Origin of the sequence: Acidovorax sp. GW101-3H11 (genome assembly GCF_001633105.1) — a bacterium.
GTDB lineage: Bacteria > Pseudomonadota > Gammaproteobacteria > Burkholderiales > Burkholderiaceae_C > Acidovorax.
In genome coordinates, this window is record NZ_LUKZ01000002.1 from 71,606 (window position 1) to 85,586 (window position 13,981).

Annotated in this window: 8 protein-coding genes; 6 read left to right on the forward strand and 2 right to left on the reverse strand. The window is 67.0% G+C overall.

Annotated elements, in window-relative coordinates:
• Positions 1–19 precede the first annotated feature (19 nt).
• Positions 20–871 carry a formyltetrahydrofolate deformylase gene (gene purU / locus A1D30_RS02510; RefSeq protein ID WP_063459239.1) on the reverse strand — a complete coding sequence of 284 codons (852 nt, stop codon included), beginning with the start codon at positions 869–871 and terminating at the stop codon, positions 20–22.
• Positions 872–938: 67 nt separating this feature from the next.
• On the opposite strand from purU, the gene A1D30_RS02515 reads away from it, so the two are divergent.
• Entirely contained in the window at positions 939–3,284 is a 2,346-nt protein-coding gene (locus tag A1D30_RS02515; protein WP_063459240.1) for an EAL domain-containing protein, read from the forward strand.
• Between the two features lie 15 nt (positions 3,285–3,299).
• Here the strand turns inward: A1D30_RS02515 and A1D30_RS02520 are convergent, their stop codons facing one another.
• On the reverse strand, positions 3,300–4,220 hold the full coding sequence (locus A1D30_RS02520; protein ID WP_063459241.1) for a ChaN family lipoprotein: 921 nt from the start codon (positions 4,218–4,220) through the stop codon (positions 3,300–3,302).
• Positions 4,221–4,292: 72 nt separating this feature from the next.
• On the opposite strand from A1D30_RS02520, the gene A1D30_RS02525 reads away from it, so the two are divergent.
• The 5 genes from A1D30_RS02525 (at position 4,293) to A1D30_RS02545 (ending at position 13,961) form a co-directional block, all read left to right on the forward strand.
• Positions 4,293–6,272, forward strand: a complete 1,980-nt coding sequence (locus A1D30_RS02525) for a type IV pili methyl-accepting chemotaxis transducer N-terminal domain-containing protein (RefSeq protein WP_063459405.1) — start codon at positions 4,293–4,295, stop codon at positions 6,270–6,272.
• A gap of 67 nt (positions 6,273–6,339) precedes the next feature.
• The gene (locus tag A1D30_RS02530) at positions 6,340–7,059 is read left to right on the forward strand and encodes a response regulator (protein WP_063459406.1); all 720 of its coding nucleotides are present in this window, start codon (positions 6,340–6,342) and stop codon (positions 7,057–7,059) included.
• A 331-nt stretch (positions 7,060–7,390) separates the two neighbouring features.
• A complete protein-coding gene (locus tag A1D30_RS02535) occupies positions 7,391–8,683 on the forward strand; it encodes a nitrate/nitrite transporter (protein WP_063459242.1) in 1,293 nt (430 codons plus the stop codon).
• 21 nt (positions 8,684–8,704) lie between these two features.
• A complete protein-coding gene (locus A1D30_RS02540) occupies positions 8,705–10,114 on the forward strand; it encodes a NarK family nitrate/nitrite MFS transporter (protein WP_063459243.1) in 1,410 nt (469 codons plus the stop codon).
• Positions 10,115–10,160: 46 nt separating this feature from the next.
• The gene (locus A1D30_RS02545) at positions 10,161–13,961 is read left to right on the forward strand and encodes a nitrate reductase subunit alpha (protein ID WP_063459244.1); all 3,801 of its coding nucleotides are present in this window, start codon (positions 10,161–10,163) and stop codon (positions 13,959–13,961) included.
• Positions 13,962–13,981 lie beyond the last annotated feature (20 nt).

Here is a 13,981-nt window from a genome sequence, read left to right on the forward strand (position 1 = left end):
GGGCTGCGCAGAGTGAGTGCTAACGAAAGATGACGGTCTTGTGGCCGTTCAGGATCACGCGGTGCTCGCTGTGCCACTTCACGGCGCGGGCCAGCACCTGGCTTTCGGTGTCGCGGCCCCGGGCGGTGAGGTCTTCCACCGTGTCGGTGTGGTCGGCGCGCGCCACATCCTGTTCGATGATGGGGCCTTCGTCCAGGTCGGCTGTGACGTAGTGGGCGGTGGCGCCGATCAGCTTCACGCCCCGGTCATGCGCCTGGTAATAAGGCTTGGCGCCCTTGAAGCTGGGCAGGAAGCTGTGGTGGATGTTGATCGCCCGACCGGCCAACTTTTGACATAGGTCAAGAGAAAGTATCTGCATGTAACGCGCCAACACCACCAGTTCGGCCCCTTCGGCCTCGATAATCTCGAACTGTTTTGCCTCGGCCTGGGCCTTGGTGGTGCCGGTGAGCGGGATGTGGTGGAACGGCACGTTGTAGCTGGCCGCGAGCTGGTAAAAGTCGCGGTGGTTGCTGATGATGGCGCGGATGTCGATGGGCAGCAGGCCCGATTTCCAGCGGAACAGCAGGTCGTTGAGGCAATGGCCTTCCTTGCTGACCATGAGCACGGTTTTCATGGGCGCGGCCGTGGCGTGCAGCGTCCAGCGCATCTGGTGGGGCTCGGCAAAGGCCGTCAGGCGGGACTTGAGGGTGGCGTGGTCGTGCTGGTCGCAGGCAAACTGCACCCGCATGAAGAACAGGCCGGTGGCGTGGTCGTTGTACTGCGCGGCTTCTTCGATGTTGCCGCCGTGCTCCAGCAGGAAGCCGGAGACAGCGTGCACCAGCCCCAGGCGGTCGGGGCAGGACAGGGTAAGGATGTAGGCGTTGGTCGTCATAGCCGCGACATTGTCGCAGCAAGGGCCCGGCGCCGTGGAACCGTGTAAACACAAGCCAAGGAGTTCGATGGGCGAAGAGGGGCATGCCCCACCACTGGTCCCCTGGCGGGGCATGCTGCTGTACCTGGTGCTGGGTGTGGCCTGGGTGTTCGTGGGCGACGCCCTGTTGGCCCACTGGGTCACCGACCCGGAGCTGCTGACCCGTTTCCAGACCTGGAAGGGCTGGGGCTATGTGGCGCTGACCAGCGGCCTGGCCTGGTGGCTGCTGCGGCGCATACGCCGCGCCGAAAAGGTGCGCATGGCCATGGCGCGCGAGCTGACGCAGATTGTGCGCCACGCCCCCGCAGGCATCGCGCGCGTGGCGCCGGACGGGCAGTTTCTGTGGGCCAACCACCGCCTGGTCGAGATGCTGGGGGGCACGCTGGCGCAGGTGCTCAGCCTCAATTTCCGCGACGTGATGGTGGCCCAGGACCGCGACTGGGCCATTCGCCAGCTGGAGCGCCTGATGGCGGGCGAGATCGACCACTACGTGGGCGAACGCCAGTGCCAGCGCCTGGATGATGGCCGCCTAGTGCCTGTGTTGTGCACCGTGACCCTGGTGCCGGTGGACAGCGACGAGCCCGCGCACCTGGTGTGTGTGGTGCAGGACCTGGACGAGATCAAGGCGGCCCGCGCCGCGCTGCAGCGCAGCGAGGCCCGCCAGCGGCTGGCGGCCACCGTGGTGGACAACACCATGGAGGGCGTGGTGGTGACCGATGCCCACAGCCGCATCCTGTCCGTGAACGCCGCCTTCACGCGACTGCTCGGTTACACCGAGGACGAGTTGCTGGGCAAGACCCCGCGTGTCTTCAAGTCGGGCCGCCACGACCAGGCGTTTTATGAGGCCATGTGGGCGGCGCTGCTCGACACCGGCCACTGGCAGGGCGAGATCTGGAACCGCCGCAAAAACGGCGAGATCTTCCCCGAGCACATGTCCCTGTCGGCCGTGCGCGACCCGGCGGGCGAGATCACGCACTACGTGTGCATGTTCACCGACATCTCCGAAGAAAAGGCCCAGCAGCGGCGCCTGGAGTTTCTGGCGCACAACGATGCGCTCACTGGCTTGTCCAACCGCAGCTGGTTCGGGCACCAGCTGGAGCAGGCCGTGCAGGAGGCGCGCGCCAGTGGCGAATTCATCGCCGTGCTGCTGCTCAATCTGGACCGCTTCAAGGACGTGAACGACAGCTACGGCCACACCATCGGCGACGAAGTGCTCAAGCACATCGCGCGGCAGGTGCAGTCTGCCCTGCGCCCGGGCGATGTGCTGGGCCGCATGGCGGGCGACGAGCTGGCCGTGGTGGCGCGCCACCTGCGCCATGCCGACGGCGCAGCCGCCATGGCCCGCCATCTGATCCGGGCCGTGGCCGAGCCCTGGCGCTCGCCCGACGGGCTGGAGGTGGTGGCCGGGGTGAGTGTGGGCATCTGCATGTTCCCCGACCATGCCCACACCACCGAACTGCTGCTGCAGGGCGCCCACGCTGCCGTGTATGGCGCCAAGGCGCGGGGGCGGGGTGCCTGGTGCTTCTTCCATGAGGCCATGACCCAGGCTGCGCGCGAGCGGCTGGAGCTGGAGTCGCGGCTGCGTCTGGCGCTGATGCAGGGCCATCTGCAGATGTACTACCAGCCGCAGGTGGACATTGCCACCGGCCGCATCCTGGGCGCCGAGGCGCTGGTGCGCTGGAACGACCCGCAGGAAGGGCTGATATCGCCCGCGCGTTTCATTCCCGTGGCCGAGACCTCGGGCGTGATCGGCCCGCTGGGCGAATGGGTGCTGCGCGAGGTCTGCCGCCAGGGCCAGGAGTGGCGCGATGCGGGCCTGCCCGAGCTGATGCTGGCGGTGAACGTGTCGCCGCGCCAGTTCCACCTCACCGATCTGGCGGGATGTGCGTCAGCGGCGCTGGCCGACTCGGGCTTCCCGGCCCGGCTGCTGGAACTGGAGATCACCGAAACCGCGCTGGCCGAGCGCACCGAGGAGGCCCGCCAGGTGCTGGTGCGCCTGCGCGAGCTGGGGCTGCGCATCGCGGTGGACGACTTCGGCACGGGTTATTCGTCGCTGGCGCAGCTCAAGCGCTTTCCCATCGACGTGCTCAAGATCGATCAGGGCTTTATCCGCGACATTCCGCAGAGCGAAGACGACATGGCCATCAGCGCCGCCATCATCGCCATGGGGCACAGCATGGGCCTGTCGGTGCTGGCGGAAGGGGTGGAGACCGAGGGCCAGCTGGCCTTCTTGCGCGAGCGGGGCTGCGACACCTACCAGGGCTACCTGTGCAGCCGCCCGGTGCCCGCCGAAGGTTTTGCCGCGCTGCTGCGGGCGCAGCCGCCGCTGCCTGCGCCGCCCGCGTTGCCAACGCCCGCGCCTGCGGTGCCGTAGGCCTGCAACACGCGCTCAGCGCTGGCCGCGTGGTGCCGTGCGCCACTGCTCGCGCAGCTCGGCGCAGGCATCGCGGGGTGGCAGGGCCGGGGTGTCGATCACCGCATCGGCGTCGGCCGGAGCATGGGCGCCCGTGTCTGTTGCCTGCAATGCTTCTTTTTTGATAGCTGGTTGGGCTTGCTGGACGCGCCCAAGGGCCACTTTTGACCTCAAAGTGTCGGGCCAGTGTGTGGGCACGCCGATGCTGCGCAGCACATGGCCGCCCCCGGCCACCAGCAGCACGGTCTGGCCCGGGCGCAGCGCCTGCTGGGCGGTGCGGGCCATGCTCGCGTCGCGGGCGATCTGGATGCGCGCCATGGGCGCGAGTTGTGATTCGGGCAGCAGGCCGCAGTGGCCGTCGCGCAGGGCGGTGATCTGGCGCGCCAGCGCGGCGGGGGGCAGGTGCTGGTCCCAGGCGGGCTCCTGCATGGCGGCGCGCATCTGGGCGCGGGGCAGGTTGCCGCCCAGCACGGGCACCCCCGCTGCCACGGCGCCCATCACCACCGGGCCATAGGCCTTCCAGGGCCAGGCGGCGTCGTTCCACTGCAGGGCGGCCTGCACCTGGGCTTCGGTGGCGCCCGGCGGCAGAGACTGGGTGCTGTGCCCGCTCTCGGCCATCTCCAGCACCAGGGCCGCCAGCTGGCCGCGCGCCGCCAGCCACAGCACGGCCTCGCGCTGCAGGCGCTGGTGGTCGGGCGCGTCGTGCTGCTCGCCCAGCAGCAGCACATCGGCGGGCAGCAGGGTGTGCAGGCGCTCGGGCCAGGGGGCGGCCTGTATGGTGGCGGGCGGCAGGGTGCCTGCGCAACCCGCCAGCACCAGCAGGGTGCAGCCCAGGGCGGCGGCGCGTGTGCCCTCGGCCCATCGGGAGCGCAAGAAAGAAGGAAGGGGTCTTTGCATGCGGCGATGCTACGCGGCGCGGACTTGACGCAGGTCAAGAAACGCCGCGCGCCCCCTGCCTACACTGCGCCGATGAGGACCAAGCCCACGCTCACCACCAAGCTCCTGGCCCTGGGCGCGGGCTTCTTGCTGGTGGCGCTGGCGTCCATCAGCCTCACGCTGTGGGTGACCTGGAAGCTCGAAGGCGGCGCCGCCGCCGTGAACGAGGCAGGCCGCCTGCGCATGAACATGCTGCGCATGGTGCTGGTGCTGCAGACCGAACCCGCCGAGGCCGTGCAAGAGCGCGCCCGCCTGTTCGACGCCAGCCTGGAGCTGCTGCGCACGGGCGACCCCTCGCGCCCGCTGTTTGTGCCCTGGAGCGACGAGACCCGCACCCGCTTTGAATCCATCCGCAGCCAATGGGCGCAGGCGCGCAGCGGCTGGGTGGCGCCGCAGCCGCCCGGCCGCGCGCTGACCCTGGCCCAGGCCGATGCCTTTGTGCTGCAGGTGGACGGCTTTGTGGACGCCATCGAACTGCAGATCGCGGGCTGGACCGCCGCGCTGCACCTGTTCCAGCTGTTCATGATGGCGCTGGCCATCGTGGCCGCCGTGACCTTCATGGCCGTGAGCTACCTGCTGGTCATCAACCCCGTGGCGCGCCTGCAGCAGGCCCAGGCCCGCCTGCGCCAGGGCGAGCTGGGCACACGCCTGCCAGTGGAGACCGACGACGAATTCGGCCAGCTCTCGGCGGGCTTTAACCTCATGGCCCACGCGCTGCAGGCGTCGCACGACGGGCTGGAGCACAAGGTGCGCGAAAAAACGGCCAGCATTGCGGTGCAGAACCAGCGCCTGGCTGCCCTGTATGAGGTGAGCGCACTGGCCAGCACGGCGGGCAGCCTGGAGCTGCTGGCCCAGGGTTTTGTGCAGCAGATCCGCCGCGTGGCGGGCGCCGATGCCGCCGCCGTGCGCTGGTCCAACGAGGCCAACGAGCGCTATGTGCTGCTGGCGGGCGACGGCCTGCCCGAGGCCATGGCCGAGGGCGAACATTGCCTGCACACCGGCAGCTGCCTGTGTGGCCAGCCGCAGGCGCAGGCGCGCACGCGCGTCATTCCCATCACGCCGTCCACCCACGTCGCTTTGCCCCACTGCCGTGAAGCGGGCTTTGAAACCATGGTCACCATCCCCGTGCAGATGCAGCTGCGCCTGCTGGGCGAGGTGAACCTGTTCTTCCGCGCCCCGGTCGAGATGACCGACGAAGTGCGCGAACTGCTCGAAGCCCTGACGCGCCACCTGGCCAGCGCCATGGAGGGCCTGCGCGCCACCGCGCTGGAGCGCGAGGCGGCCGTGTCCGAGGAGCGCAGCCTGCTCGCACGCGAGCTGCACGACTCCATCGCGCAGTCGCTGGCCTTCTTGAAGATTCAGACCCAGCTGCTGCGCGACGCCGTGGCGCGCGGTGACGAGGCCAAGCGCGACCGCAGCATCAGCGAGCTGGACGTGGGCGTGCGCGAGTGTTATGCCGACGTGCGCGAGCTGCTGGTGCACTTCCGCACCCGCACCAGCGAGGAAGACATCGAATCCGCCCTGCGCGCCACGCTGTCCAAGTTCGAGCACCAGACCGGCATCGTCACCACGCTGGGCATGGTGGGCCACGGCTTGCCGCTGGCGCAGGACGTGCAGATCCAGGTGCTGCACATGGTGCAGGAGGCGCTGTCGAACGTGCGCAAGCACGCCGCAGCCACGCGCGTGGACCTGCTCGTGCACCGCCACCCCCGCTGGCGCTTTGAGGTGCAGGACAACGGCCAGGGCTTTGACATCGCGGCCGTGCCGCCCGACTCGCTGCACGTGGGCCTGGGCATCATGCGCGAGCGCGCCCACCGCGTGGGCGCCGTGCTGCAGGTCGAGTCCACCCCGGGCCAGGGCACGCGGGTGTGCATCGAGCTGCCCACCGGCGCGGCCACGGGGGCCGACCTGCCACCGGCGCCGTCGCCCGCTGCCTGGATGCCTGCGGCCACGGGCCATCTACCTTTCACCACCACGCCCGGCAGCGCCCCTGTGGCTGCGCCCGCGCTCTAATTTCTGTTCGCACCCGCCCATGTCTTTTTCTACCGCCCCCGCGCCCTTGGCAACACTCCCGCAGGCCCTGGCGCCGCAGCCCCCGGTGACGCTGCTGGTGGTGGACGACCACACCCTGTTCCGCCGAGGCCTGATTGCGCTGCTGGGGCAGGACCCCGGCCTGCTGGTGGTGGGCGAGGCGGGCGATGCCGCCGAGGCCCTGCGCCTGGCGCCGCAGCTGTTGCCCCAGGTGATCCTGCTCGACAACCACCTGCCCGGAGTGATGGGTGTGGACGCCATCCGGGGCCTGCGCGAGGTGGCGCCCGCTTCGCGCGTGCTGATGCTCACCGTGAGCGAAGACGGGCAGGACCTGGCCGCCGCGCTGCGCAACGGCGCGCAGGGCTACCTGCTCAAGACCATCGAAGGCGACCTGCTGGCCGAGGCCATTCGCCGCGCGGCGCGGGGCGAGCCCGTGGTCAGCCCCGAACTCATGGGCAAGCTGGTGGCAGCGTTCCAGTCGCAGGGCGCGCCCGAGCCGCAGCCCGCTGCGGCCGCCTCTGTGCTGCCCCTGGCGGCGCAGACGCCACCCCCGCCCGATGCCTCGGCCGCCGTGGCGCAGCTGTCCCCGCGCGAGGAAGACGTGCTGCGCGAGATTGCACGCGGCGCCAGCAACAAGGAAATCGCCCGCACGCTGGACATCGCCGAGACCACGGTGAAGATCCATGTGCAGCACATCCTGCGCAAGCTGGGCCTCAGCTCGCGGGTGCAGGCGGCGGTCTACGCCTCTGACCGCCAGCGCGCGGAGTAGGGCGGGCCGCGCTGCAGCGCAGCGCATGCTGTGGCGCTTGTTTGCTATTAAATATATAGCTAAAAGGGCTTATCCATAGCGCGGTAAGCCCCATTTTTCCTTGCATTTCACACCGCCCGCCGGTGTGTGGGCCCGCGTTCGCGCCCCGGGGTGGCCCCGCTGCGGTGTCCCCACCTACTCCTTTCGAACGATGCCCCCGCCTTTGCCGTGCGGGGGGACTACTCCTTCTGCCGTGGCCGGGCTGTGCTTGTGAAGGATGTTCAGCGCGGGGCTGAAAACCGACCATAGCGCCATACCCTAGAGAACCCAAGAGAAGAAGAGGAACCGCGCAATGGCACACACCACATTGCCCCCGGGCGACAGCCCACAGCGCACCCGCCAGGCCTGGTCGGTGCTCATCGTCAGCACCTTCGCCTTCACCGTCTGCTTCATGGTCTGGATGATGTTCGGCGTGATCGGCATCCCCATCAAGAAGATGCTCAACCTGAACTCCACGCAGTTCGGGCTGCTCATGTCCATGCCCGTGCTCACGGGCTCGCTGGTGCGGGTGCCGCTGGGCATCTGGACCGACCGCTTCGGTGGCCGCATCGTGATGGCCGCTGTCATGGCCACCACCGTGCCCGCCATCTGGATGATGAGCTACGCCACCGAGTACTGGCACTTCCTCACCATCGGTCTGTTCGTGGGGCTGGCGGGCGGCTCGTTCTCGGTGGGTACACCCTATGTGGCGCGCTGGTTTCCAAAGCACCGCCAGGGCACGGCCATGGGCGTGTACGGCGCGGGCAACTCGGGTGCGGCGGTGAACAAGTTCGTGGCCCCGGTGCTGCTGGTGGCCTTTGGCTGGACCATGGTGCCGCAGGTGTACGCGGCCATCATGCTGGGCACGCTGGTGCTGTTCTGGCTGTTCAGCCACAGCGACCCGGCCCACCGGGTGGCCAGCAACGTCAAGTTCACCGACCAGCTCAAGGCGCTCAAGGACCCCAAGGTGCTCAAGTACTGCCAGTACTACAGCATCGTGTTCGGCGGCTACGTGGCGCTGTCGCTGTGGATGGTGCAGTACTACGTGGGCGAATACGGCCTCGATATCCGCGTGGCGGCGCTGCTGGCGGCCTGCTTCTCGCTGCCCGGCGGCGTGCTGCGCGCCATCGGCGGCATGCTCTCTGACAAGTACGGCGCCCACAGCGTGACCTGGTGGGTGATGTGGGTGAGCTGGATCTGCCTGTTCCTGCTGAGCTACCCACAGACCGACTTCACCATCCTCACCGTCAACGGCCCGCAGACCTTCCACATCGGCCTGAACGTGTACATGTTCACCGGCCTCATGTTCCTGCTGGGCATTGCCTGGGCCTTCGGCAAGGCCAGTGTCTTCAAGTACATCAGCGACGACTACCCCCAGAACATTGGCGCCATCAGCGGCATCGTGGGCCTGGCCGGTGGCATGGGCGGCTTCATCCTGCCCATCCTGTTCGGCGCGCTGATGGACCTCACGGGCATCCGCTCCAGCGCTTTCATGCTGATGTACGGCGTGGTCTGGGTCTCGCTCATCTGGATGTACTTCACCGAAGTGCGCCGCACGCCCGTCATGGGCACGCAGGACACCGCCGCAGCAGCGGGTGCCCGCTGATTTTTCCTCAAGGACCTCACCATGTCTGCCACCACCACCAGCGGGCGCCAGGGGCGCCTGCTCACCCTCTGGACGCCAGAGGACAAAAATTTCTGGGAGCGCGAAGGCGAAGCGGTCGCCAAGCTCAACCTGTGGATCTCGGTGCCCGCGCTGTTCCTGGCCTTTGCCATCTGGCAGGTCTGGAGCGTGGTCGCCGTGAGCCTGCCGGGCCTGGGGTTCAAGTATTCGACCAACCAGCTGTTCTGGCTGGCCGCCGCACCTGCGCTCTCGGGCGCCACGTTGCGCATCTTCTACTCGTTCATGGTGCCGCTGGTCGGCGGCCGCCGCTGGACGGCGATCTCCACCGCCTCGCTGCTGATCCCCGCCCTCGGCATCGGCTTTGCGGTGCAGGACAACACGACCGCCTACCCCACCATGCTCATCCTGGCGCTGCTGTGTGGCCTGGGCGGCGGCAACTTCAGCTCCAGCATGGCCAACATCAGCTTCTTCTTTCCGAAGGAGCGCAAGGGCTCGGCGCTGGGCGTGAATGCGGGCCTCGGTAACCTGGGCGTGTCCGTGGTGCAGTTTCTGAGTCCGCTGGTCGTCACGGCCGGCATCTTTGGCATCTTTGGTGGCGAGGGCCAGACCATCGTCAAGAACGGCCAGACCCTGCAGGTCTGGACGCAGAACGCCGCCTTCATCTGGGTGCCATGGATTGCCATCACCGCGCTGGCCGCCTGGTTCGGCATGAACGACATTGCCGATGCGCGCGCCTCGTTCGCCGCGCAGGCCGCCATCTTCCGGCGCAAGCACAACTGGCTGATGTGTGTGCTGTACCTCGGCACCTTCGGTTCGTTCATTGGCTATGCCGCCGGTTTCCCGCTGCTCATCAAGAGCCAGTTCCCCAACATCAACCCCCTGGCCTATGCCTGGCTGGGCCCGCTGGTGGGCGCCGTGATCCGCCCCTTTGGTGGCTGGCTGGCCGACAAGCTCGGCGGTGCGCGCGTCACGCTGTGGAACTTCATCGTCATGGCGATCGCCGTGATGGGCGTGACGGTGTTCCTGCCCTCCGCAGGCAACGAAGGCCAGTTCTCAGGTTTCTTCGTGTGCTTCCTGGTGCTGTTCCTCACCACCGGCATTGGCAACGGTTCGACCTTCCGCATGATCCCCGTGATCTTCCTGACCGAAGCCATGCGCGGCGTGGACAAGAACGACGCCGCCGCAGTGGCCAGCGCCAACAAGGAAGGCAACACCCTGGGTGCCGCCACGCTGGGGTTCACCGCCGCCATGGCCGCCTACGGTGGCTTCTTCATCCCCAAGAGCTACGGCAGCTCCATCGCGCTCACCGGCAGCCCCCATGCCGCGCTGTGGACCTTCTTCGCGTTCTATCTCGTGTGCATCGTGATTACCTGGTGGTACTACGGCCGCAAGAACGCCGAGATGCCTTGCTGAGCCGACCCACAGAACCGCACAGAAAAGACAAGACAAGGAGCCCCCGATGAGCCATTTCCTCGATCGCCTCACCTACTTCTCGCAACCGCGTGAAACCTTTGCGGACGGCCACGGCCAGACCAACGGCGAAGACCGCACCTGGGAAGACGCCTACCGCGACCGCTGGGCGCACGACAAGATCGTGCGCTCCACCCACGGCGTGAACTGCACGGGCTCTTGCTCGTGGAAGATCTACGTCAAGGGCGGCATCGTCACCTGGGAAACCCAGCAGACCGACTACCCCCGCACCCGGCCCGACCTGCCCAACCACGAGCCCCGTGGCTGCGCACGCGGCGCCAGCTACAGCTGGTACCTGTACAGCGCCAACCGCGTGAAGTACCCCATGGTGCGCGGTCGCCTGCTCAAGCACTGGCGCGCCGCCATTGCCCTGGCCAAGAGCCCGGTCGATGCCTGGGCCAGCATCGTCGAGAACAATGCCGCGCGCAGCGAATGGCAAAAGCAGCGGGGCCTGGGCGGCTTCGTGCGCAGCACCTGGGACGAAGTCAACCAGATGATTGCTGCGGCCAACGTCTACACGATCAAGAAACACGGCCCGGACCGCATCATCGGTTTCTCGCCCATCCCGGCGATGTCGATGATTTCGTACGCCGCTGGCTCGCGCTACCTGAGCCTGATCGGCGGCGTGTGCATGAGCTTCTATGACTGGTATTGCGACCTGCCACCCTCCAGCCCGCAGGTGTGGGGTGAGCAGACCGACGTGCCCGAGTCGGCCGACTGGTACAACAGCTCGTACATCATTGCCTGGGGCTCCAACGTGCCCCAAACACGCACACCCGATGCCCACTTCTTGACCGAGGTGCGCTACAAGGGCACCAAGGTCGTGTCCATCACGCCCGACTACTCCGAAGTGGCCAAGCTGGGCGATTTGTGGATGCACCCCAAGCAGGGCACCGACGCTGCCGTGGCCATGGCCATGGGCCACGTGATCCTGAAGGAGTTCTACTTCAAGGACGGCGGCAAGGGCCGCAGCACCTACTTCGACGACTACGCGCGCCGCTACACCGACCTGCCGCTGTTGGTGGTGCTCAAGGAAAAGACGCTGCCCAATGGCAGCACCGTCATGGTGCCTGACCGCTACGTGCGCGCCAGCGACTTCCCGGGCCAGCTTGACCAGTCGAACAACCCCGACTGGAAGACGGTGGGCTACGACGAGCTGGGCCAGGTCACGCTGCCCAACGGCTCCATCGGTTTCCGCTGGGGTGCCGACGGCCGCGCCGACCAGGGCCTGTGGAACCTGGAGAACAAGGAAGCCCGCACGGGCAACACCGTCAAGCTCAAGCTGTCGGTGATCGAAGACGGCGCCCAGGCACATGACGTGGCCAAGGTGGCTTTCCCGTACTTCGGCGGCGTGCAGTCGCCCAACTTCACGGCCAACGAACAGGGCAGCGACGTGATGGTGCGCCCCGTGCCCGTGACGCACCTGGAGCTGGCCGGCCACGATGCCCAAGGCAAGGTGATGGTCGCCACGGTGTTCGACCTGCTGGCCGCCAACTACGGCATCGACCGGGGCCTGCCGGGTGAAGAGCCCGGTGGCAGCTACGACGCCGACCGCCCCTACACCCCCGCCTGGCAAGAGAAGATCACGGGCGTGCCGCGCGACCAGATCATCACCGTGGCGCGCCAGTTTGCCGACAACGCCGACAAGACGCATGGCAAGTCCATGGTCATCATCGGTGCGGCCATGAACCACTGGTACCACTGCGACATGAACTACCGCGGCATCATCAACATGCTGATGTTGTGCGGTTGTATCGGCCAGAGCGGTGGCGGCTGGGCGCACTACGTGGGCCAGGAAAAGCTGCGGCCCCAGACCGGCTGGACGGCGCTGGCCTTTGCGCTGGACTGGATCCGCCCACCCCGCCAGATGAACAGCACCAGCTTCTTCTACGCCCACACCGACCAGTGGCGCTACGAGAAACTGGGCATGGAGGAAATCCTCTCGCCCCTGGCCGACAAGAAGGCCTACCACGGCGCCCAGATCGACTACAACGTGCGCGCCGAGCGCATGGGCTGGCTGCCGTCGGCACCCCAGCTCAAGACCAGCCCGCTGCAGGTGGCCAAGGACGCCGCCGCGAAGGGCATGGACGCCAAGGACTACGTGGTCAAGTCACTGAAGGATGGCACGCTCACGATGAGCTGCGAGGACCCGGACCATCCCGACAACTGGCCGCGCAACATGTTCGTGTGGCGCTCCAACATCCTGGGCTCGTCGGGCAAGGGGCATGAGTACTTCCTCAAGCACCTGCTTGGCACCACCCACGGCGTGCAGGGCAAAGATTTGGGCAAGGACGAAGCCAAGCCCGAAGAAGTGCAGTGGCACGCGAATGCGCCCGAAGGCAAGCTGGACCTGCTGGTCACGCTCGACTTCCGCATGAGCACGACTTGCCTGTACTCCGACATCGTGCTGCCCACGGCCACCTGGTATGAGAAGAACGACCTCAACACCAGCGACATGCACCCCTTCATCCACCCGCTGTCCACCGCAGTGGACCCTGCCTGGCAGGCCAAGAGCGACTGGGAGATCTACAAGGGTTTCGCCAAGGCCGTGAGCGAGGTCAGCGTGGGCCACCTGGGCGTTGAAAAGGATGTGGTGCTCACGCCCATCATGCACGACACCCCCGGTGAAATGGCCCAGCCTTTTGGTGTGCGCGACTGGAAGAAGGGCGAGTGCGAACTCATCCCTGGCAAGACCGCGCCCCAGGTCACGGTGGTCGAGCGCGACTACCCCAACCTGTACAAGCGCTTCACCGCCCTGGGCCCATTGATGGACAAGGCGGGCAACGGCGGCAAGGGCATCGGCTGGAACACGCAGACCGAAGTCGGCCAGCTGGGCGACCTGAACGGCCGTGTGAAGGAAGAGGGCGTGACGCAGGGCATGCCCCGCATCGTGACCGACATCGACGCCACCGAAGTGGTGATGATGCTGGCGCCCGAGACCAACGGCCACGTGGCCTGCAAGGCCTGGGAAGCCCTGGGCAAACAGACCGGCCGTGACCACGTGCACCTGGCACTGCACCGCGAGGACGAGAAGATCCGCTTCCGCGACATCCAGGCGCAGCCGCGCAAGATCATCAGCTCGCCCACCTGGTCGGGCCTGGAAAGCGAAAAGGTCAGCTACAACGCGGGCTACACCAATGTGCACGAGTACATCCCATGGCGCACCCTCACGGGCCGCCAGCAGTTCTACCAAGACCATCCGTGGATGCGCGACTTCGGCGAAGGCTTTGTGAGCTACCGCCCACCGGTGCATTTGAAGACGCTGCACGAAGTCGAAGGCAAGAAGCCCAACGGCAACAAAGAGATCCAGCTGAACTTCATCACGCCGCACCAGAAGTGGGGCATCCACAGCACGTACAGCGACAACCTGATGATGCTCACGCTGAACCGGGGTGGCTCGGTGGTGTGGCTGAGCGAAGACGACGCCAAGGTTGCCGGCATCGTGGACAACGACTGGGTGGAGCTGTTCAACGCCAACGGCGCCATTGCGGCCCGCGCGGTGGTGAGCCAGCGTGTGAACCCCGGCATGGTGATGATGTACCACTCGCAAGAGAAGATCATCAACACCCCCGGCTCCGAGATCACCGGCACCCGTGGCGGTATCCACAACTCGGTCACTCGCATTGTGCTCAAGCCCACCCACATGATTGGCGGCTACGCGCAGTACAGCTACGGCTTCAACTACTACGGAACCATCGGCACCAACCGCGACGAGTTTGTGCTGGTGCGCAAGATGGACCGCGTGGACTGGCTCGACGACGAAGCCCCCGCATCGGCCCAGCACGCTTGAAGCCGAAGACAAGGAGAAAC

Coding starts and splice junctions, on each gene's coding strand:
- purU (WP_063459239.1), bottom strand. CDS start 871: ATGACGACCAACGCCTACATCCTTACCCTGTCCTGCCCCGACCGCCTG.
- A1D30_RS02515 (WP_063459240.1), top strand. CDS start 939: ATGGGCGAAGAGGGGCATGCCCCACCACTGGTCCCCTGGCGGGGCATG.
- A1D30_RS02520 (WP_063459241.1), bottom strand. CDS start 4,220: ATGCAAAGACCCCTTCCTTCTTTCTTGCGCTCCCGATGGGCCGAGGGC.
- A1D30_RS02525 (WP_063459405.1), top strand. CDS start 4,293: ATGAGGACCAAGCCCACGCTCACCACCAAGCTCCTGGCCCTGGGCGCG.
- A1D30_RS02535 (WP_063459242.1), top strand. CDS start 7,391: ATGGCACACACCACATTGCCCCCGGGCGACAGCCCACAGCGCACCCGC.
- A1D30_RS02540 (WP_063459243.1), top strand. CDS start 8,705: ATGTCTGCCACCACCACCAGCGGGCGCCAGGGGCGCCTGCTCACCCTC.
- A1D30_RS02545 (WP_063459244.1), top strand. CDS start 10,161: ATGAGCCATTTCCTCGATCGCCTCACCTACTTCTCGCAACCGCGTGAA.